Source organism: Sphingomonas sp. Leaf357 (assembly GCF_001423845.1).
Lineage (GTDB): Bacteria > Pseudomonadota > Alphaproteobacteria > Sphingomonadales > Sphingomonadaceae > Sphingomonas.
On record NZ_LMPM01000002.1, the window covers coordinates 749265 to 771280 of the forward strand.

General features: G+C 63.8%; 16 protein-coding genes and 1 tRNA gene. 6 read left to right on the forward strand and 11 right to left on the reverse strand.

The genetic code is table 11. The features are described 5' to 3' along the window. Positions 1 to 20: 20 nt before the first annotated feature. The 5 genes from treA to ASG11_RS16510 all read right to left on the reverse strand — a co-directional run bounded on the left by treA (position 21) and on the right by ASG11_RS16510 (position 8363). Positions 21 to 1496, reverse strand: coding sequence for an alpha,alpha-trehalase TreA (treA, locus tag ASG11_RS16490; protein ID WP_055782593.1), 1476 nt, complete (start codon positions 1494 to 1496; stop codon positions 21 to 23). Next, on the reverse strand, positions 1493 to 2758 hold the full coding sequence (locus ASG11_RS19110; protein WP_055782596.1) for an MFS transporter: 1266 nt from the start codon (positions 2756 to 2758) through the stop codon (positions 1493 to 1495). Before ASG11_RS19110 ends, treA begins: the two co-directional genes overlap by 4 nt. A gap of 111 nt (positions 2759 to 2869) precedes the next feature. Then, positions 2870 to 4417 (reverse strand): sulfatase family protein, encoded by a 1548-nt coding sequence (locus ASG11_RS16500; protein ID WP_082472900.1) that lies wholly within the window; start codon positions 4415 to 4417, stop codon positions 2870 to 2872. After that, positions 4414 to 5841, reverse strand: a complete 1428-nt coding sequence (locus tag ASG11_RS16505) for a sulfatase family protein (protein ID WP_055782599.1) — start codon at positions 5839 to 5841, stop codon at positions 4414 to 4416. The genes ASG11_RS16500 and ASG11_RS16505 overlap by 4 nt, the downstream gene beginning before the upstream one ends. Before the next feature lie 74 nt (positions 5842 to 5915). Continuing rightward, positions 5916 to 8363: a TonB-dependent receptor gene (locus tag ASG11_RS16510; RefSeq protein WP_055782602.1), complete on the reverse strand. Its 2448-nt coding sequence runs from the start codon at positions 8361 to 8363 to the stop codon at positions 5916 to 5918. Positions 8364 to 8486: 123 nt separating this feature from the next. Between ASG11_RS16510 and ASG11_RS16515 the strand changes: the two genes are divergently transcribed. Beyond that, positions 8487 to 9557, forward strand: a complete 1071-nt coding sequence (locus tag ASG11_RS16515) for a LacI family DNA-binding transcriptional regulator (RefSeq protein WP_236697558.1) — start codon at positions 8487 to 8489, stop codon at positions 9555 to 9557. A 54-nt stretch (positions 9558 to 9611) separates the two neighbouring features. Here ASG11_RS16515 and ASG11_RS16520 read toward each other — a convergent pair whose 3' ends face one another. Genes ASG11_RS16520 through ASG11_RS16540 form a run of 5 tightly spaced genes read right to left on the reverse strand, consistent with a single transcriptional unit; the run spans position 9612 to position 16288 of the window. Then, positions 9612 to 10229: an isochorismatase family protein gene (locus ASG11_RS16520; protein ID WP_055782605.1), complete on the reverse strand. Its 618-nt coding sequence runs from the start codon at positions 10227 to 10229 to the stop codon at positions 9612 to 9614. Next, positions 10229 to 11422, reverse strand: a complete 1194-nt coding sequence (locus ASG11_RS16525) for a CaiB/BaiF CoA transferase family protein (protein ID WP_055782607.1) — start codon at positions 11420 to 11422, stop codon at positions 10229 to 10231. Before ASG11_RS16525 ends, ASG11_RS16520 begins: the two co-directional genes overlap by 1 nt. Positions 11423 to 11424: 2 nt before the next feature. Then, entirely contained in the window at positions 11425 to 13290 is a 1866-nt protein-coding gene (locus ASG11_RS16530; RefSeq protein ID WP_055782610.1) for a hydantoinase B/oxoprolinase family protein, read from the reverse strand. 26 nt (positions 13291 to 13316) lie between these two features. Continuing rightward, entirely contained in the window at positions 13317 to 15365 is a 2049-nt protein-coding gene (locus ASG11_RS16535; protein ID WP_055782613.1) for a hydantoinase/oxoprolinase family protein, read from the reverse strand. After that, positions 15362 to 16288: a hydroxymethylglutaryl-CoA lyase gene (locus tag ASG11_RS16540; protein ID WP_055782616.1), complete on the reverse strand. Its 927-nt coding sequence runs from the start codon at positions 16286 to 16288 to the stop codon at positions 15362 to 15364. Before ASG11_RS16540 ends, ASG11_RS16535 begins: the two co-directional genes overlap by 4 nt. 182 nt (positions 16289 to 16470) lie before the next feature. On the opposite strand from ASG11_RS16540, the gene ASG11_RS16545 reads away from it, so the two are divergent. The 5 genes from ASG11_RS16545 (at position 16471) to ASG11_RS16565 (ending at position 21556) form a co-directional block, all read left to right on the forward strand. Further along, entirely contained in the window at positions 16471 to 17112 is a 642-nt protein-coding gene (locus ASG11_RS16545; protein WP_055782618.1) for a GntR family transcriptional regulator, read from the forward strand. 403 nt (positions 17113 to 17515) lie between these two features. Then, positions 17516 to 18163 (forward strand): aspartate/glutamate racemase family protein, encoded by a 648-nt coding sequence (locus ASG11_RS16550; RefSeq protein ID WP_236697559.1) that lies wholly within the window; start codon positions 17516 to 17518, stop codon positions 18161 to 18163. 26 nt (positions 18164 to 18189) lie between these two features. Next, positions 18190 to 18606 (forward strand): nuclear transport factor 2 family protein, encoded by a 417-nt coding sequence (locus ASG11_RS16555; RefSeq protein ID WP_055782623.1) that lies wholly within the window; start codon positions 18190 to 18192, stop codon positions 18604 to 18606. Next, positions 18606 to 19004: a nuclear transport factor 2 family protein gene (locus ASG11_RS16560; protein WP_055782627.1), complete on the forward strand. Its 399-nt coding sequence runs from the start codon at positions 18606 to 18608 to the stop codon at positions 19002 to 19004. Before ASG11_RS16555 ends, ASG11_RS16560 begins: the two co-directional genes overlap by 1 nt. Before the next feature lie 113 nt (positions 19005 to 19117). Beyond that, positions 19118 to 21556 carry a TonB-dependent receptor gene (locus ASG11_RS16565; protein ID WP_236697560.1) on the forward strand — a complete coding sequence of 813 codons (2439 nt, stop codon included), beginning with the start codon at positions 19118 to 19120 and terminating at the stop codon, positions 21554 to 21556. A gap of 225 nt (positions 21557 to 21781) precedes the next feature. Here ASG11_RS16565 and ASG11_RS16570 read toward each other — a convergent pair. After that, positions 21782 to 21858, reverse strand: a tRNA-Met gene (locus tag ASG11_RS16570). Positions 21859 to 22016 lie beyond the last annotated feature (158 nt).

Below are 22016 nucleotides of genomic sequence, written 5' to 3' on the forward strand. Positions count from 1 at the left end.
GGCGTCATCGACGCACGCGCTCAAAGCATCTTCAGCGTGACGCCGTTGGTCCAGCCGAAACCGGTCGCCACGACATATTCGCCGCCGCCGCCTGCAACGCCGGCCTCGACATCGTATTTTTCGAACAAGTGTCCGGTGTCGCGATACTGGCCCTCGACCATCGCCAGCCACCGCGTGGTGATCGCCGAGGCCAGTGCATCGAGCCCGTAGCGGGCCAGGCCCGAGACGGCGATCCACTGCAACGGTGCCCAGCCGTTGGGTGCATCCCATTGCTGGCCGGTGGTGACGTTGGTGGTGCTGAGGCCACCGGGCGCGAGCAGGGTTGCCAACGCATCGGCCGTGCGCCCGGCACGCGCGGCGTCGGCGACGCCGGCGAACAGCGGGAACGCCATCGCCGCGCTCTTATGATCGCATGGCCGCCCGAGATCGAGATCGTGATCGGTATAATATCCGCCTGCATCGTGCCACAGATGCGTTTCGATCGCCCTGCGCCGCGCCGTCGCGCGCGCCGTAAACGACGCCGCCACATCCAGCGCACCAGCCGCCGCGTGACCTTCGGCGATGGCGCTTTCCAAACCGTGCATCAGGCTGTTGAGATCGACCGGCACGATGCGGGTCGTGCGGATTGTGGCGAGCGTCCGCCCGTCGCCGAGCCAGCGCGAACTGAAATCCCAGCCGCTTTCCGCCGCCGCGCGCAGATCGCGCCACACCTCGCCCGCCGGGCGATCCGCTGCTTCGCGCGCGAGATCGACGTCCTCGACCCAGGATTCGTCGCGCGGCAGGGCGCAATCGTCCCAATAGCGATTCAGCAACGCGCCATCGCCCAGCCTGACGACGCGAGCATGCTCCTCGCCCGGCGCGATCGAATCCTCCCCCGCCATCCAGTATCGATGTTCGGCGACCATCCAGCCGAGCCGCCGCTGCCGGCCCGCGTCGCTGTCATCCTGCGACAGGCCGGCCATCAGATAGAAGAACGGCGGATGCGACCGGCTGAGATAATAGCTGCGCGTGCCATTGGGGATATGGCCGTAGCGGTCGATCAGGCTGCCGAAATCAGCGATCATGTCCTCGACCAAATCCTGCCGTCCCGACCGTGCGAGACCCAGCATCGTGAAATAGCTGTCCCAATAATAGAGTTCGCGGAACCGCCCGCCGGGCACGACATAGCGGCGCGGCAGGGTCAACGCCGACGACCCGGCGGGGACGGCCATCGTCTCACGCGTGAGATCGTCCCACAGGGCATGGATATGCCCGGCCAAGGGCAAGCCATCCGGTCGCGGCGTGTCGCAATGCGACGGCAGGTCGAAATTGCGTGCGACGAACCCGCGCAACGCCTCGTCGTCGAGACCGGTGTCGGCGTTCCAATCGGCCATGATCGCCGCGACCGCGCGCAGCGGCACGGCATCCGCGAAGGTCTTGGAATCGGCGAACAGCCGCCGCTCCTGCACCGCGACGAACAGACTGCCAAACAATTCGGACGGGATCGGCAATCTCACGCCTCTAAGCCCTTGCCGAGCGTCCTGCGGATCCAGCCCAGCGCGATGGCGATCAATGCCAGCGGCAGCAGCGCGAAGTAGAAGGCAATCTGCCCCGAGACATGCTGAAACAGCAGCCCGGTCAGGAACGACCCGATCGTTCCGCCGAGCGCGGAGAACACCACGATCATCCCGATCATCGCGGCATGGCGATGCCGGGGCAGCGCACTTAATACGATCGAACAGAGAGTGGGATAGATCGGTGCCAGGAACACGCCGAGCAACGGGAACAGGAACGCCGCGACCGGCGCAGTGCTCCAGGTCACGTCGGGCCGCGCGACCAGACTGCGAGTCGCGGGCAGCGTCGCGACGATCAGCAGCGCCACGCAGGCGAGACAGCCGAGCAGCACCGGCAACCAGTCGAACCGGCGCAACACCAGCCCGGACACCAGCCGCCCGAACGCCAGCGCACCGACGAAGATGCTCGACATCTGCACGCTCATCGCCGGCGGAAGATGCAGCACCTCGTTGTTGAAGGTCGGCAGCCACGTGCCGACGCTCTGTTCGAGCAGCACGTAGCAGAAGATACCCGCGAGGAACGCGACCGTCGCGGGCAACGCGGCGAGCGACAGCATCTCGCGCCACCCGCTCGGCTGATCGGTCTCGCCCACGATCGCGGCGGTCTCGTCCAGCGGCGTCGTCCGCCACAACAGGCTGGCGAACGCACATAAAGCGGCTAGCACCCAATAGACGCGCAACCAATCGCTGCCCGTCGCATCCGATCCGACGAACCAGCCGAACAACCAGACGCCGGCGAGCAGGCCGACCATGAACACGCCTTCGATGATGCCGGTGATGCTGGCATGGTCGGCCGGATCACGCGCGAGCAGGCCGATCGCGGCATAGGTGGAGACCTTGGCGATGCCGAAGCACAGCCCGGTCGCGACGAACAGCAATTGCATCGCCACGAACGCATGCGCGAACGATGCACCGAGACAGGCGAGCGCGATCGCCGCCATCACACCAATCAGCGCGCGGCGATACCCGAACGCCGGGATGCGCGTGGCGAGGAAGAAGGATGCGACGACGACCGACAGATCTTTGCATGCCTCCAGCGTCGATCCGCCCGGCTTGCTCGCATCGAAATGGCGGATCGACTGCAGGATCACCACACCGACGCTGTTCATCAGGATGCCGAGCAGCGCATAGGTCAGCCCGAGCGCGATCAGAACGCGCCACCGGGCCGCCCCCGTCACGCCGGGGGTTCCGATCTCATCGGCCATCACACAATCCCCTTCCCCTCCGCGAGATCCTGTCGCCCCGTACGGCATCGGCTATGCGGTAATGAAATGCTTTTCAACCCGACTTCGCCGGGCGGGCGCGACACCCGCATGTCAGGCCCGTTTCACGGGCGCGCGAAAGAAACTTGGCGGGAACGGTGCGCCCTTCGCTCCCTTGGGATCGCGCAGCTCGTTGCGTTCGCCGGCGTCCGCGCTGAGCGGGATCTGCATTCCATCGCTCTTTTCGAGCAAGGCGAACAGCTTGCGGCTCATGCGATCGGCCAGTTCCTCATGCCCCGGCCGCGCCAGCAGGTTGTCCGCCTCGTGCGGATCGGCCTGCAGATCATAGAGTTCGTCGATATCCCAGATGCCGTGGAAATGGACGTATTTGAAGCGATCCTCGCGCAACGCGTGCACCGTCGGCGTCTGCGGGAAATTGCGCTCCCAATAATATTCGTAGAGCAATTCGCCGCGCCACGGTACCGATCGGCCCTGCGCCAGCGGCAGGGCATTGGCACCCGCCATCGTATCGGGCGCCTGCAGTCCGGCCACCGCCAGCATCGTCGGCCCGACATCGATATTGGCGACGACCTGATCGACCACGCCCGGTCCGAATAGCGCAGGGCAGCGCGCGATCATCGGCACGCGCATCGATTCTTCATAGGCGGTGCGCTTGTCGATCAGACCGTGCTCGCCGAACTGGAAGCCGTTGTCGCCCATGTAGAGGATCAGCGTATCGTCGAGTTCACCGCGCCGCTCGAGCAGCGCCATGATCTTCGCCAGCCCTTCGTCTACCGCGAGCAGCGTCTCCATGTAGCGCTTGTAATAGTCGCCGATGTCGAGCGTACCGTGATACGGGTAATCGACGCCGTGCCAGCTGTTGCGCTGGTTTTCGACCCACATCGGTCGCCCCGCCGCCCCGGGTTTCATCGTCGCGGGATAGCGGAATGTCTCCTTGGCGTAGCGCCCCTCGTGGCGCGGCGCGGGAATGAATTCGGAATGCACCGCCTTGTGCGCCAGATGCATCATCCAAGGCCGCTTGCGATCGCGCTTGCCGATCCAGTCGAGCGCGTAATCGGTCAGTTCGTCGGTGATGTAACCGCGTTGCGGCACGGACCGGCCATCGACGTTCAGCCCGTCCGCACTCGGCCAGTACGTTCCTTGCCCCTTGAAGCTGACCCAGTGATCGAAGCCCGGCTGCGGCGCGTCGGTTTCGGCGCCCATATGCCATTTGCCGATGAACGCGGTCTCGTATCCCGCGGCCTGAAGATGTTCGGGATAATAGATCAGGCCCGGCGGGATCGGATGGTTGTTATCGACCACCTTGTGCTGATGCGCATACAGACCGGTGAAGATCGACGCGCGCGACGGCGAGCATAAAGCGGTGGTGACGAAGGCGTTGCGGAAATGCACGCCCTCCCGCGCCAGCCGGTCCAGCGTCGGCGTGTCGCCGAAATCCTGCGCCTTCATGAACCCCATTGCGTCGTAACGGTGATCATCGGTCAGCACGACCAGGATGTTGCGCGGCCGCGCATTCGGCAGACGCTTCAGGATGCGCGTGGTGGGCGCAGGCACGGCCGCCCCCGCCGCCCAGCTATACAGTCCGAATGCCCCGCCGCTGCCCGCGAGCAAGACGCCGCGCCGCGAGGGATCATCGGTCATTCGCTGCGCCCGATATGCGCATAGGGATCGGTCTGCCCCGCAAGCCAGGGATCCTTGGTCGTGGCGCGCATCGTCTGCAGCCGCTGACGCAGATCGGCCAGGACGCCGGCATAGGCCGGATCGGCGGCGACGTTGACCAGTTCGTCCGGATCGCGCGCCAAATCGTAGAGTTCCTCCGCCGGGCGCTTGAGATACGCGGCCTGAGTGCGCTTGCCGAGGCGGATCGCCGGATCGGCGGCGATCGCCTTCCAGCTCGGCGATCCCGCAACGTCTCCGGCGATCGGATAATCGAGCGGGTGCGCTAGATTGGCGATGTAGCTGTGGTCGTGCGTGCGCACGCTGCGCATCGGATAATATTGATTGATCTCGTGGAAATCGTGGCTTGCGAATACCGTGTCGCGGCCAGCCGCATCGGGCTGCCCGAGCAGCGGCAGGAGTGACGTTCCCGACAGCTTATATCGCGCGGGCGGCGCGACGCCGGCAAAATCCAGCACCGTCGGCGCGATATCGACCCAGCTGACCATCGCGCGGTTGACGCTGCCCGCATGGCCCGGCGCGCGAACGATCAGCGGCAGATGCAGGCCGGGATCGTAGAGGTTGGTCTTGGCGCCGGGGAAGGGCCGGCCATTGTCGCTGCAGAAGATCACCAGCGTATCGTCTGCCCGGCCGGTGGCGGCGAGATCGTCGAGGATCATGCCGATGCCGGTATCGAGCCGGCTGAGCGATTCGTAATATTCGGCCAGATCCTGCCGCACCGCCGGGATATCGGGCAGATGAGACGGGATCGGCACCTTGGCTGGGTTGTAGATCGCTGGCTTGACGCCAGGCCAGATGCGATCGTTGCCGTAATCGACCGCCGCGCGATGCGGATCGCTGTACGCGACGGTGACGAAGAAGGGCCGGTCGTCGGACGCGCGGATGAAGCTGGACGCTGCGATCGCCAGTTCGCGCACGTCGCGTATTCCGGAGCGCTCCGGCACCAATTCGGTCTCGTAGGGAAACGCGCTGTCCGGCCCAACATGCTTCTTGCCGACCAGGGCGGTGGCATAGCCCGCACGGCGCAGCATCGCCGGCAGCGTCTCGATCCCGTCGAGCAGCGACTGATGGTGCACGTCGTGCTGCAGGCCGTACATGCCGTTCTGATGGGTATACAGGCCGGTGTTGATCACCGCCCGGCTCGGGCTGCACGAGGACACGGCCGCGAACCCGTTCGTGAAGCGCGTGGCCCCGCGAGCGAATGTGTCGATACGCGGCGTACGGATTGAAACGCCGTAACTGCCGAGATCGAGCCCCTGATCGTCCGAGATGAGCAGCAGGACGTTGCGACGTGGCTTCGGTGCCGCCACCGCCGCAGCAACCTTTCCATCGACCATTGCCGCTGCGCCGATCAGGGACGCACCAAGCAGTACGGAACGCCGGTCCATCGGATCACTCCATCAGCTATGCGGAAAGAACCGGCCCGGACGTACGAACGCCCGGACCGGCAGTTGGAGGAACCTCAGAACTTCGCCGAAGCGGAGAAGCGGAACGACCGCCCCAGGATCGGCCGCGCAAGAATCGCACCGGTGCCCTGCCCGCCGATGATGCGCGGATTGCCTTCGGTCAGCCCCAGCGTATCGGTAAGATTGTTGCCCGTCACCGCCAGACGCAGGCGATCCGAGATATCGACCGAGACACCGGCATCGAGCTGGTAGAAGTTCGGCAGAACCTGAAGGTTTTCCGGATCCGAGAAGCGATCGCCGGTATATTGCAGCGTAGCGAACAACGACGGCTTGAAGCCCCCGACATTCACATCCAGCGCCGGTGTCACGCGCCACGTCCAGCGTGGCTGGCGCTGCACGCGGTTTCCGGTGTTGTTGATCGTACCGTTTCCGGTGAAGAACCCCTTGTACTTCGCGTCGAGATACGTGCCGGCGGCGGTCAGGCTGAACCCGCCGAACGGCCGTAACACGCCTTCCATCTCGACGCCGGTCGCCTTCGCGCCGCCGACGGCGGTCACCGGAGTTGGCGTCGGGTTGGTCGGCGTCGTGATCAGGTTGACCGTGGCGAGCCCGTCGAACTTGTTGTGGAATACGGTGGCGTACAGGTTGAGCATGCCGGTCGAGACCTTCAGGCCACCTTCATAGGTATCGATCTGCGCCACGTTGGTCAGCCCTTCGCGCAGGTTGTCGAACTGCGGGAAGCTGTTGCCCCGGCTATAGCGCGCGAACGCGCCGATCTGCCGCGTGAAATCGTAGTTAACGCCGGCCGTCCAGGACCATTCGCTCTTCTTATAGTTCACCTGCCGTGGCGAACCGAACACCGATACCGCATTGTCGTAAAGCGTCAGCGCGTTGCCATCCAGATTGACCGTATTGCTGGCCGGCGTGCGGATCGTGCCGTCCACCACATGCTGCTGCCAGCGCACGCCGCCGTCGATGCGCAGTTCGGGCGTGATCTGCAATTCGTCCACGCCGTAGGCGGCATAATCCGAACCCTCGTAATAGGCGTTGACGATGAAGCCCGGGCCGCTGGTGAAGCCGTTCTGCGTGGCGATGCGCCCGCCGTTCAGCGTCAGGTTGAGCAAGCGGGCATGCGGCTCGGCGGTCAGCAGCACTTGGTTGCCCAGCGCCCAAGTGTCACGCGTCGTATAATTGGCGTAATAGAAGCCGCCGGTCAGCTTGTTCGACCCCGCCGACCATTCCAACGCGGTATCGGCGACATATGAGGTGAGCTTCTTGTCGACCGTCCAGATACCGGCGCGCAACACCTGGGTCGCCGCGCCGGTCGCGACCGCGCCGCCGCCATTGGCATAGGTCAGCGACGTGACGGTCGATCCGGTGCCGCCGAGGTTGACCGCCATCTGCGCCGCCGAGATCGGCGCATCCGCCGGCACGAGGCCGGTGGTGTCGGCACGGCCGCCGAGATAGCTCATCCGCTCGCGGAAGCGCAGGCCGTCGGCCACCTCGTAATCGAACGACAGGCCGGTATTGATCACCTTGGCACCGCGCCCGTCGGCAAGGTCGACGCGCTGCCCGGCGACGTTGGTGGTGATGCGGGTCTCGCGCCCGGCCAGCGCGCCGGTGCCGGCATCGAAGCCCGGATAGGCGCTGATCTTGCCGTTGGCGCCGACGTTTATCGGTATCGGCAACAGCCACTGCCCGCGATCGTTCAGATAGCGCGCATAGACCTCGACCGAGCCGCGATTGCCGAAATCGTGGTGGATGTTGGCGGTGATCTGGCCGCCCTTTTCGGCGCGGAACTGCGGATCGCGCAGACCGTTGCCCTGCGCGTAATAGCCGCCGACCATGAAGCCGGTATCCTTGCCCAGCGGGCCGGAGATCCAGGCGTCGCCGCGGATCTCGTCGTAATCGGTGTAGGACACCTTCGCCAGGCCGTGGAAGTCCTGCCCGCCAGTGCGCTGCACGACGTTGACCGTGAGACCGGGCTGGCCGTTCGAGAACAGCGAGCCGGTGCCGCCGCGTACCGCTTCGACCCGCTGCACGGTCTCGTCGAGCCGGATCAGCTGCGAGTTTTCGAGAAAGGAGAGCGTGGGCGGCGGGAAGACCGGCACGCCGCCGACCTGGAAGGTCACGAACTGCGCATCGCCACCCGACGGATAGCCGCGCACGAAGATGTTGGCGCCGTTCTGTCCGCCCGAGCTTTCCGCGCTGACCCCGGGGACGGTACGCAGCAGATCAGCCGTGCTGTTCGGCGCGGCGCGCGCGATCGCCTCGTTGCTGATCGTGGTTACCGCGAAGGCCGCATCCTGACGTCGCGTGCCGCCGCCTGCGGTACCGACTACGACGATGTCCTGCTCGGCGTCGGGCACGGTCTGATCGGCAATTGCGGCATTGGGGGTAGCGGCGGGATCGGGAGCCGTCTGGGCCTGTGCGCTCGCCGCGATCAGTGCCAACGGTGCAACGCCGACCATCAGCCCGACCGACGTCATGGTATGACGAAACATTTCATTCCTCCCCTTCAAACGACGACATGCTTGTCTGTCCGATGGGTCCAATATGAAAAAATGAAATGCATTTCAAGACATGTTGTCATTGTGCGCTCCGACCATGGGTTGCTACGACCACGGATGCCGCTTACCACCGACGGGATGAGCGACGACGACGTACCGCAGGACCGCTCGACGCGCCGGAACGCTGCCACGGCCCTCACCATGCACGACATCGCCCGGCTGGCGAAGGTGTCCACACCCACCGTATCGCGCGTTCTGAACGGCAGCCCGTTGGTAGCGGCCAAGACCCGCGATCGCGTACTGGAAGTGGCTGGCGCGCACGGCTATGCGGTCAATCGCAATGCGCAGAAGCTACGCCACCGCCGGACGAACACGATCGCGGTAATGCTCGATTTCGGATCGCATCGCCACGGCGCGATCGGCGATCCCTTCATCTTCGAATTGCTCGCCGGCGTGTCGGAAGCGCTGTCGATCCGCAATCAGGATCTGCTGCTATCGCCGCCGGGCCTGGAATCGGCGCGCGACTTCCGCGATTTCTTCCGTGCGCGGGGTGCGGACGGGTTCATCGTGCTCGGCCAGGGCACGCGCGACGCGATGCTACGCAAGCTGGCACGGGAAAACCTGCCGCTCGTGTTGTGGGGCGCGGTCGCGGCGGACGCCCCTTATTGCGCGGTGGGCAGCGACAATCGTTCGGGCGGCACGCTGGCCGGCAATCATTTCCTGGCCCACGGGCGCAAACGATGGCTGTTCATCGGCGACATCCGGCACGAGGAATTGCGGCTACGCTATGAGGGCTTGCAGCATGCCGCGATCGGCCGTGACGACGTCACGATCGAATTGTTGCCGATCGCGTCCATGGCGTTCACCGCGACGGCCGAGGCGGTGGCGGCGTATCTCGAAAAATCGGGTGCCGCCCATCCGGACGCGGTGTTCGCCTTTTCGGATACCGCCGCGATGGCCGCGATTGGATCCTTTCGCGCGATCGGCTTGCTGGCCCCGAGGGATTTTTCCCTGGTCGGCTACAACAATATCCCGCCGGCCGCGCATTTCCATCCGGCGATTACGACGATCGATCAGAAGACCGATCTCGCGGGCGCCCTGTTGGTCGAGAAACTCATGCAGAAGATCGATGGCGGTCGCCCGCTCTCCGTGATGCTGCCGACCGGTATCGTGCTGCGCGAAACCTGATCGCACGTCAGCGTGCAGGGATCGCCCGGCTGCGCGCCTCCGAACGGGGCTCTCTTATCGCGGCGCCATCATCGTCATGATCTCGGCTTCGCTCACCACCTCGGCATATTTCGCCTGCAGGTCGAACAGGTTCGCCTCGTGTGGCGCGGGATCGCGGTCGCCACAGGCCTCGCGAACGACGAACGGGACGAAACCGTGCTGGAGCGCATCGAGCGCGCTGGCGCGCACGCAGCCCGAGGTAGAGAAGCCGGTTAGGATCACCGTGTCGATCCGCGCCGCCGCCAGCGTCGAGCCCAGCGACGTGCCGAAGAACGCGGAGGCATATTGTTTGGATACGATCGTCTCGCCCGCCCGGGGCTGGAGCGAGGGTGGAAAGTCGCCTCCCGGGCTGCCGCGGTCGAACGCCTTCAACGCCGGTATCTTGCGATAGAACAGCCCGCCATCCGCGCCGCCCGGCTGATAGACGACATTGGTGAAGATGACCGGCACGCCCGCAGCGCGTGCCGCCGCGACCAGCCGCACGTTCGACGCCAGCGCCGTCTCGAACCGCGCGTCGTATAGCGGCGATCCTAGCGTCAGATAGGCCATCACCACGTCGATCACCAACAATGCGGGGTGATCGCCGAACGGCAGGCGCCCGTCGAACACCCCGGCATAATTGCTGGCCGCCATCAGATCGCGCCCTCCGCCTTCAGCCCGGCAAGGTCCTCCGCCGACAGGCCGAGCGCACCGTAGACCTCCGCGTTATGCTCGCCGACGCTCTGTGGCGCGATGCTGCGGATCGATCCCGGCGTATCGGACATCTTGGGAAAGCTGTTCTGCATCTTCACCTCGCCCCAGCGCGGATGATCGAGCGTCACGATCGCATCGCGCGCGGCGAAATGCGGATCCTCCAGCATTTCCGGTGCGCGGTAGATCGTGCCGGAGGGCACGCTGTGCTCGATCATCAGCCGTTCGACCTCGGCCGTGGTCATCGTCTTCGTCCACGCCTCGACGATGGCGTCCAGTTCGACCTGATTCCTACCCCGCGCGACGTGATCGACATAGCGCGGATTGGTCGCCAGTTCGGGGTGCCCCATCGCGGCGCAGAGACGGGCGAACACCGCATCCTGATTCGCGCCGATCAGGAATTCGCCATCGGCGGTCTTGTAGACGTTGGACGGCGCGATCCCCGGCAGCGCCGATCCCGATCGTTCGCGGATATAGCCCGAAGCGACATATTCCGGGATGAGGCTTTCGGTCACCTGCAACACCGCCTCGTACAGCGCACTGTCGACTATCTGGCCCTTGCCGGTCCGCTCGCGGGCATGCAGCGCCGCGAGCGCGCCCATGCACCCATAGGTCGCGGCCAGCGTGTCGCCGATCGACAGACCCATCCGACTCGGCGCGCGATCGGCATCGCCGACGATGTAGCGCCATCCGCCCATCGCCTCGCCGATCCCGCCGAAACCGGCGCGAGACGCATACGGCCCGGTCTGGCCGTAACCGGACACGCGGACGATGATCAGACGGGGGTTGATCTCGTGCAGCACGTCCGGGCCGAGATTCCATTTCTCCAGCGTGCCGGGCTTGAAGTTCTCGATCAGGATGTCGGCCTCGGCCACCAGCTTGCGCACCAGCGCCTGCCCGGCCGGAATGCGCAGATTGGCGGAGACGGAGCGCTTGTTGCGCGCCACCACTTCCCACCACAATTTGTGTTCGCCCCGGCCCCAGGCGCGCATCGGATCGCCGGCACCCGGTGCCTCGACCTTGATGACGTCCGCACCCATGTCACCGAGCAATTGTCCGCAGAACGGCCCGGCAATCAGTTGCCCCAGTTCGATCACCCTGATGCCCTGCAATGCGCCTGTATTCTCGGTCATCATATTCACTCCGCCGCCAGCGCGGCATGCGCCCAGACGGGTTGACGGGGCGCGGGCAGCCCGGTTTCCTCCAGACACGATTTCCGCAACGTTTCGATCTCGCCGCCCCGGTCGAACAAGGGTAGCGCCCCCGTGCGCCGTGCCCGAATGTCGGTGCGCAACGCATCGGTCGCGGCATCGTCTCCGATGATCACGCCGTAGCGTTTCGCCCCCTCGATCGTGACGAGCCCTTGCTCGACTTCCTTCGCCACCAGCGCCGGATCGCGATCCAACGGATCGCCCCAGCCCCCGCCGCCCCAGGTGATGAAATGCAGCTGGTCGCCGGCTTCGACGGTCAGTTGCTCCAGCTTGTTCGCGACGATCGTCTGCGTGCCGTCGGCTTTTTGTAGGATCTTGCGCGCGCGCGCGCCGGGTTCGCCGCCATTCACGCCCCATGGCTTGATGAACCAGCGATCGTCGTGGATCGCGACGATCCCGGGTTCGAGGAAACGATAGGTCATGTGGATGCCGTTGCCACCGCGATGCAGCCCTGCCCCGCCCGAATCCGGCGCGGTTTCGTATCGTTCGATCACCAAGGGGAAATAGCGTTCGAGGAATTCGTTCGGCACGTTGGTGAAGCCCGGCCAGAGCGAATGCCCGTCCGGCCCGTCGCCCATCGGCCGACCGGGAATGCCGCCGAAGCCGATCTGGAACAGCTGGAAATATTGTCCGTTCCGGTCGGTGCCCGAATAAAAGAGGTGCGGCGACGAGGAGAAACCCGCCGCGCACAGGAATTCCGGCGTCCGCTGCCCGAGCAGCCCGCCGAGGATGTCGAAAATCCGGCCCAGCGCGTGCGTACGACCGGAGAGCGCCGCCGGGAATTCGGGCTTGAGCAACGAACCTTTGGGAATACACACGTCGAGCAGATCATAGAACCCGTCGTTGAACAGGATCTGCGGATCGAACACCATGATCATGTAGATGCCGAAGAACATCTTGAACATGTTCTCGTTGAGAAAGAAATTGATCGACGCCGGACTCTGCGGATCGGTGCCGTTGAAATCCAGTATGACGCGACCGTCCTCGCGCCACATCGTGCATTTGATCCTATAGGGGCCGAAGCCCATACCGTCGTCGCAGAGATAATCCTCAAAATCGACCTTCTCTTCGCCGATCGACGTTTCGATCAACTGCTTCATCGCGCGGTAATTGCGCGCGAGAAGTTCCTCGGTCGCCGAGATGTAGACATCGTCGCCAAAGCGTTCGCACATCTCGATCACCCGGCGCGAAGCGACCCGGCACGATGCGATCAGCGCGTTCAGGTCCGCCGCGCACCAGTCCGGCTTGCGAGTCTGGTGCATCACCAGCTTGATCAGATCCTCATTATACTCGCCCTTGCGCCAGATCTTTACCGGTGGGATGCGCACGCCCTCCTCGAAGATCGAATGCGCGTCGATCGGCATCGATCCGGCGACCTTGCCGCCGATATCGCTCTGGTGCCCGAACATCGCGGTATAGGCGACGATGCGTCCGTCCTTGAACACCGGCAGCAATACCAGCCAGTCGTTCGAATGGCTGATCGCCCCGCCGACCGAATAGGGATCGGACAGGAAGATCATGTCGCCGTCTTCCAGCGTACCGTCATAGCCGTCGAGAAAGCCGCCGATGAACGAGCCGAACTGGCCGACGATCATCCGCCCCTTGTGATCGGCGATCAGCGGGAAGGCGTCGCCCTGTTCGCGGATGCCGGGCGACATGGCGGTGCGCACGAGCGTGGCGTCCATCTCGACTCGGGCGTTACGCAGCGCATTCTCGATCACCTCCAGCGTGACGGGATCGATGGCGACGCGGGCGAAGGGCGTGGCGTTGGTTTCGATGATCGTTGCGGGCATGGATTGTTCCCTTCAGGCGCCAGAAATCAGTTGAGCGTGATGAGGATGTTGCCGACCGCATCGACGGTGCCGACGCAGCCGAGTTCGATCAGCGTGGTCGAATCCATCTCGATCACGATCGCCGGCCCCGGAATGACGTCACCCTGTTCGAGCAGGGCACGGTCGTAGATCACGGCGGCGTGCGTGCCGCCGTCCATCCACAATTCGTGATCGCGCAGCTTGGCCTGTGCGGGGTCGCCATCGCCCTGCGGCAAGGTCGCGGCGGGCAGATCGAGCGCGACGCCCAAAGCCACTGCGCGCAGATTCACCAGTTCGTGCGGGCTGGTCATGTTGAAGGTGAACAGCCGCTTATGTTCGGTATCGAAGCGGTCCATGATCCCGGCCAGGCCATCGCGGCGCAACGTCTCGGCATCGATCGCCAGCGGCACCTCGAACGCCTGGCCTTCGTAGCGCACGTCGATCTCGAACAGGCTGGTGATGTCGGCATCGGCGATCCCGTCGGCCTTCAATTCGTCGCGCGTCTGCGCCGCCATCTCGTCGAGGATCGCCATCACCTCGGCCTCGTCGGTATCGCCGAAGCGGCGCGAGAAGCTGCGGGCGGTTTCGGTGCGCATTCGCGTCGTGGCATCGCCAAGCGCACACAGCACGCCCGGGCTGACCGGCGAGACGGCAGGCCAGCTGCCCATCAGCCGCGCCACCGCATTGACGTGCAGCGGCCCGGCACCGCCGAAACCCATCAGCGCGAAATCGCGCGGATCGTAGCCCTGCTGGACCGAGATCATCCTGAGCGCGCCGAACATGTTCTCGTTGACGATGTCGATGATTCCGCGCGCGGCTTCCATCAGGCCGATGCCCAGGGCGTCCGCGATCGTCTGTACCGCAGCCTTCGCCCCGTCCCGGTCGAGCTTGAACGTGCCGCCGAGCAGCGATTCGGGCAGGTAGCCCAGCACGACGTTCGCATCGGTCACGGTTGGCTGCACGCCCCCCTTGCCGTACGCCACCGGCCCCGGCACCGCGCCGGCGCTTTGCGGGCCGACCCTGAGCGCCTTGGTCAAATCCGGCACGTAGGCGATCGATCCGCCCCCGGCCCCGACCGTCTTCACATCCAGCGAGGATGCGCGCACCGACAGATGCCCCACCTCGGTGGTGCGCGCACGGCGCGGCTCGAGATTCTCGATCAGCGCGACGTCGGTCGATGTGCCGCCGACGTCCAACGTCAAGATGTTCTTGAGGCCGCTATTCTTGCCGACCCAGAGCGCGCCAGTCACGCCGCCTGCAGGCCCCGACATCAGCAGCGACACCGGATGCCCTTCGGCCTTTTCCGAGGACATCAGCCCGCCATCGGACCGCAGCAAGGCGAGCTTCCCCGCCATCCCCGCCCCTCGCAGTTTTGTGCGCAGGTTGCGCACGTAATTGCCGACGATCGGGCGCACCGCCGCGTTGGCGACGGTGGTCAACGTGCGTTCGTATTCCTGCATTTCCGGCAGCACTTCATGGCTGAGAGAGATCGGCAGATCTGGGCAGATTTCCGCCGCAAGTTCGCCGACCCGCACCTCGTGCGCGCCGTTGAGATAGGCGTTGACCAGACTGACGGTGATCGCCTCGACGCCCTGGTCGCGCAATGTGGTCAGCGCGGCGCGGATGCCGGCGTCGTCGATCGGACGCAGTTCGTTGCCATGCGCATCCATCCGTCCGGCGACTTCCAGCGTGTCGATCAATGCGGCGAGCGGTTCCGGCTTGGGCCAGATGATCCACCCCGCCAAACCGCCGGGCACATAGCTGCGCGCGATCTGCATGATCTGGCGATACCCCTCGGTCACGATCAGGCCGACGCGCGCGCCCTTGCCCTCCAGCACCGCATTGGTCGCCACCGTCGTGCCGTGCAGGAACACCTCGACCTCGGCCGGCGTCACGCCGGCCTTGGCGCACACCGCCTCGACCCCGTCGAGAATGCCGACCGAACTGTCGGCCGGCGTCGACGGCGTCTTGTGGCGCCAGAACCGGCCCGTCCCCTCCTCCAAGAGCAAAAGATCGGTGAAAGTCCCGCCGACATCGACGCCAAGACGATAGCTCATACCTGTCCTACCTTTTCGAGAATGCGCTGTTGTGCGGACGGAAAGCGCCCTGCCTTGGAGACCATGCCCGGAAGCGGGTGCCCCATGACCCCGGTGAACCAACCCGCCGCCCCGATCAGCGCGTCGAGATCGAGACCCGTCTTCACGCCCGATCGTTCGAGCAGATAGACGACGTCCTCGGTCGGCACGTTGCCCGCCGCCCCAGGCGCGAACGGGCAGCCGCCGAGCCCGCCGAGCGACGCATCGATCGTCGTCGCGCCTGCCTCGACTGCCGCCCAGACGTTGGCCAGCCCGGTGTTGCGCGTATTGTGCAGATGGACGCGCACGGGCAACGGCGCGATCTCGGCCCTCACTCGTGCGACCAGCGCCGCGACGTCGGCCGGCACCGCGACGCCGATCGTGTCAGCCAGCGCGACCTCGACCGCGCCGCTCGCCGCCGCCTGCCGCGCCATCGCTACGACACGATCGGGCGACACCTCGCCCTCGAACGGGCAGCCGAACGCCGCGCCGATCGTGATCTGAGCGCGCCGTCCGGCGGCACGCGCGGCAGCAACGATATCGCATGCAATATCGATCGAGTCCGCGCTCGTCTGGCCCTGATTGCGCATCGCGAACGTATCGGTCGCCACGCACACCGCGCCCAGTTCATGCACTTTCGTGGCCAATGCGCGGTCCGCGCCGCGTCGATTGAGAACAAGGCCAATGTATACAGCTTCGCCATCCGGCAGCGCAGCGAGAACCTCTTCCGCATCCGCCATCTGCGGCACGCGGGCGGGATTGACGAAACTCGCCACCTCGATTCGCCGCGCCCCCGCATTCACCAGATTGGCGATCAAGGCCATCTTATCTGAAGCCTTGAAGATCTTCGGCTCGTTCTGAAGCCCGTCGCGAGGGCCGACTTCGACTATCTCGATGCTGCGCATAGCCACTCCTCACTGCTTTGCAGACCCAGTACCGCGTCTATGTCACACTTACAATATTGTATACATTCTTCAGGCGGGGTTGTGTAGGGACGTTGAAACATCGGGCCGCGTCCGCGCCGCTCGGCCTTGCCTGAGGGTTGGGGACAGCCCATCAGGGCCACACGACGATCGGAAGCACATTTATGTCGAGAGCCAGCGACCGCGCCTATGACGAAATCAAGGCGCAGATCCTCAGTGGGACACTCGCACCCGGCGCGCAGCTGAAGGAGGAGGAACTTGCCGAAGCGTGCGGCGTATCTCGCACCCCCATCCGCGATGCGATGCACAGGCTCGAGGCGGAGATGTTCATCCAGCGCAGCGACAGCCAGCGATCGTTTGTGAGCAACTGGTCGATCGACGATATCGAAGAACTCTTCACGCTGCGCACGATGCTGGAAGGGCATGCCGCCGCACAGGCCGCCGAGCGTGTGACGCCGGAAATGCTGGAGAAGCTGCACCACAACGTCGCCGCGATCGACGCGGCGATCGATCGCCCCCTTCCCGACGTGGACGCATTCCTCGCGATGAATGCGGAATTCCACGCGTTGATCATTCAGGCAGCCGCCTCCGATCGACTGGCGCATATGATCAACCGGCTGGTGTTGCAGCCGATCGTCCATCGCACCGCGTTGCGGTACGACGCCGATCAGCTGCGCCGCAGCCTGGCCGAGCATGTCGAGATCGTCGCCGCACTCGAAGCCCATGATTCCGATTGGGCGCGAGCAGTGATGACGTCGCACATTCGCCGCGCGTTTCACGTCTATCGCAGCGAGAATCCCGCCTGACATCACGATCCCGCCGCGTAATCCGGCGGCGCCATACCCGTTCAGCGACTTAACCAAGCGACTCAACAAGGCGACCTCGGCGCTGCGCCACATCGCATGCCGAATGCCGCTTGCTCTGCGCAATAACGCTGCCTTTATGTATACACGTCATCTTCGCACCGCCCCTCAATCGTATGGGATTTTGCCGATAGCGGCTCGTTAACGCCTACGAGCGCATACCTCCCATATGATCGTAACGTATAGATAATGATCTTGACGTCAATATCTGTATACAATAACCGGTGTCCTATCGGAGGTGGCAATGGCGGGTCGAATCAAGGTTATCGTACCGATTCCGATGGACTCGGCAGGCGTTGCCAACCGGCGATCGCAGCTACCTGACGCTTTAATCGCACCAGGTTTCGTGCCCGAATTCGCGGCGGTGCCGTGGGGCGCGGCGCTAGGCGACAGCTATCATGACATGCTGCTTATGGACTGGACCGTATTCCAGACCGGCATCTCCGCCGAGGACGAAGGCTATGCCGCCGTGATCGTCGATACGGTCAGCGACAGCGGCGTGCGCGCATTGCGGTCGCGCCTGTCGATTCCAGTGATCGGCCCAGGAGAAGCCGCCTTCCACATGGCGATGACGCTCGGCAAGAAATTCACGATCCTGACGATGTGGCCCGAATGGTTCCCGCTCTACGAGAAAACGATCGGCGAATACGGCCTGTCGGACCGGCTCGCATCGCTGCGCTCGATCAACACGCGTCCCGACGTCACCGAATTGCTCGCCGGCAAGGAAGAAATCATCTTCGATGCACTGGCGACCGAAGCTCGGCGCGCGATCGCGGAAGATGGCACCGACGTGATCGTGCTTGGCTCGACGACGATGCATCAGTCGGCCGACTATCTGGCGAGGGTACTTCCCATCCCGGTCATCAATCCGGGTGTAGTGGCGTGGAAGCTCGCCGAGACTTTGGTGTCGCTCGGCCTCTCGCACAGCAAGCGCGCCTTTCCGTCCCCGCAGGTGAGCAAGGACGCCGACATCCGCACGGGATGGGCGCGATGACCGCCTCGACAGGCAGAGGAGATTCCATGATAGACCGCTATCCCTTCCTGATCGACATCGTGACGAAGCGATATTTCGATGCTGTGGATACCAAGCAGCTCGATCGGGTGCTTGGTTGCTTCCATTCGGATGCCGTGCTGACCGAGGTGACCTCGAATACGGTACACACCGGCCGCGACGAGGGTATTGCCGCGATGTTCCGCCGCCTGTTCGCCGATTTCGAGCAATTGTGGCACGGCAATTTCGTTCATGTCGCCGACACGCAGGCAAATGCGATCTGCTCGCAGTTCACCGTGCTGATAACGCCCAATGGTGGCGATCTGCTGCGCTACGAAAACTGCAATCGCTTTTATCTGGACGGCGACAAATTCTCGCGCGTGTTCGTCTACATGAGCGGCGACAATCTGCTGCGCGCCGGTTCGATCGATCAGGAGATCGACTGATGCAATATGTTCCGACACTCAGCCGCGATGCGCTCGTCGATCTCGCGATAAACCGATATTTCGCCAACGTTGACGCGAAGAACATGGCCGCCGTGCTCGATTGCTTCAACGATGAGGCGCTGCTGACCACGCAGACGTCGTTCACGACGCATGCCGGGAAACCCGCGATCGAACGCATGTTCGCGGATCTGTTCGGCTCGTGGGAAACCTTGGTCCACAAGGATTTCACGATCACCGTAGACGAACTGAACGGCCGGATCGCCGCCTCGTTCGAAGCGGTGCTTACCGACGCCGACGGCCGCGTGACCAGCTTGTTCAACACCAATTTCTGGCGCGTCCGCGACGGCCGTTTCCAGGACGTCCACGTCTACATGAGCGGAGCCAACGTGCTCGTCTGATCAAACTAAAAGGGGATTATACGATGCTTGCCAAGGGAATGTCTCTATTGCTCACCGGCGCATCGGCATGGACGCTGTCAAGCGCCCCGGCTGTCGCGCAAACCGCCGACCCCATGCAGACCGCCGCTCCCGACGCGCCTGCCGAAGCCGATACCGCGTCGGGCGAGATCGTCGTCACCGCCCGCCGGGTCAACGAGACGCTAAGCCAGGTGCCGGCTTCGATCACCGCGTTCGGCGCAGCCGAGATTGGTCAGGCGAACATCCAACGTGCGCAGGATTTCGCCAAGCTCACCCCCGGCGTGACGATCGTCGCCAGCACGACCGAGGCGGGCGACAACCAAATCAACATTCGCGGCCTCAACGGTGCGCGCGATGCCGAAAGCTCAGTCGCTCTGGTCGTCGACGGGATTCTCAAGACCAACAATGCCGTGCTCAACCAGCCGCAGGGCACGCTCCGCCAGATCGAAGTGCTTAAGGGTCCGCAAGGCGCGCTGTATGGTCGCAACGCGGCTGCCGGCGCGATCGTCATGCAGACGATGAAGCCGGGCGATCATTTCGAAGGCGGCGCGACCGCGAGCTATGCCAACGTCAACACTGCCATGGCCAACGCCTATATCGCCGGGCCGATCGCGCCGGGCATCGGCTTCGTTCTGTCGGGCGATTACAACCGGACCGACGGCTTTTATCGCAACACGCTGCTCAACGCCAAGGTGGTCGACAATCGTGCGGAGTGGAACGTCAACGGCCGCGTCGTGGCCGAGATCGGCGACAAGACCGAGATCGATGCAAAGATGCGCTACGGCGAATTTCATGGCGCTTCGATCAACTTCAACGCTTCGTTTCATCTGCCCGGCTTCGGCGGTGCGTTCAACGAAGACGTCAACGATCACGAATTCAATTATTACAGCAACATCAAGCCGACCAACGACCAAACGACGTTGGAGGGATCGATCAAGCTCGACCACGATTTCGGTGGCGTGAAGCTCACCGCATGGGGCCTGTACAGCAATATCAAGAACGACCTGACGGCCGATGGCACCTCGGCCGATTTTGCGCGCTATCTTTCGGCGGTCAACCCGGCGGCGCAGTCGGCGGTCAACGCATGCTTCGCATCTACCGCCGCACTCACCGGTTTCAAGACCAACCCGCCAACGTTCATCGGCGCGACCCCGGTGCCGTTCATCTTCGCACCGACCACAGGGTCGACCTTCGGCCCCTATTCGCCGACCACCTGCGACGGCACGCAATATCAGGTGCGCAATCAGAAGGACTTCAGCGGCGAAGTCCGCCTCGCATCGACCGGGGACGGCCCGATCAACTGGCAACTCGGCGGATACTTGCTGCACATCGATCGCCTAACCGGCGTCAGCCTGGGCGCGGACACCGGCAACGGCGTGATCCAGCAATTGTACAACGCTCCGAACTCGACCAACCCGACCTCGCAATTGTATATCGATAAGTTCAGGACGAACGTCTATGCCGGCTTCGGATCCGTCGATTGGAAGCCCACCAGCAGCTTCGATATGAGCGTCGCCCTGCGCTACGATATCGAGCGCCGCCATGTCGAAAACCAAGTGCCGCTGGCAATCGATCCGTTCACCGGCGGGCCGATCAATCCTGGCCAGACCGCCGGCATGATCGCGGCCAAGAGCAAGACCTTCAAGCAGCTCGAACCCAAGATCAGCGCCCGGTACGAAATCGCGCCGCGCACCAATCTGTTCGCCAATTGGGGTGTCGGATTCAAATCGGGTGGTTTCAACAATCAGGGTTCGGCGGCGATCGTGGCGCAAAATTTCAACGTCGCTCCGATCAACGCCGGCGTGCTCATCAACGACGATTTTCGTAAGGAGCGCTCCAGCGCCTACGAAGCAGGTATCAAGGGCCGCGCCGGACCGGTCAGCTACAGTCTGGCAGGCTATTACACCCAGGTCCGCGACATGCAGTTCTTCGAATTCTTCGTCGGTAGCTTCGGGCTGCTCCGCGTTGTCTCGAACATCGATCGCGTGGATTTGAAGGGTGCAGAATTCAATGTCGATGCCAAGATCGTACAAGGGTGGACGCTGTCCGGCGCGTTCAACTACACCGATTCCGAGATCAAGCGGAACCGCTCGCGGCCCGACACTGTCGGCAACAAATCACCCTACACGCCTGACTACACGATCAACCTCGGAAGCCAGCAAGAAGTGCCGGTCAACGATCGCCTGAAACTCGTGTTGCGCGCCGATTATCGCATCACTGGGCCGACATGGTTCCACACCGTACAGGACCAGACCAAGGCCACGATCTTCAGCGCCCTGCTGCCGATCTCGGCGCTGGCGCTACCGGCATCGGTCGGCAACGCGAATTACGCCATCGCTCGGCGCGATGCGTTCGGCGTGCTCGATCTGCGCTTCGGCCTGGAAGGCGACACCTGGAAGGCCACGTTGTTTGCCACAAACGCGTTGGACAAGAAATATGTCAACGAGGTGATCCCCGCGATCGAATTCGGCGGCTCTTTCATCTCGCCGGGCGCGCGGCGGCTATATGGCTTGGAACTGGGATATAAATTCTAGGCGGGAAATCGATATTCGCCAGCATTGGGCGACATGCCTAGTTTTCCTCCGCTGGCGAATTTCGTTGCTCTTCAAGATTGGCAGGCGGACTGCGACGGTTTAGGCCAACGACAAGGTTCACCTTTGTTGCTGTCGCGGTGCTGACAGAGCCACCTCAGCCCGATCTACTCCGAACACGAAAAAGCCGCCGCAGGATGTCCTGGGCGGATTTGGGATTGTGGTGATTGGTTGCGGGGACAGGATTTGAACCTGTGACCTTCAGGTTATGAGCCTGACGAGCTACCGGGCTGCTCCACCCCGCGCCAAGAGTCCCTTGGGTCCGTTTTGATTGCGGACGAGGGTATGTGACATGTGAATGGGTTCTTTTGATATTCGTGCTGCTCACCGGCTACAATGCCTGGCGACGACCTACTCTTCCATCGCTTGAGCGATAGTACCATGGCGCAGTCAGGTTTCACGG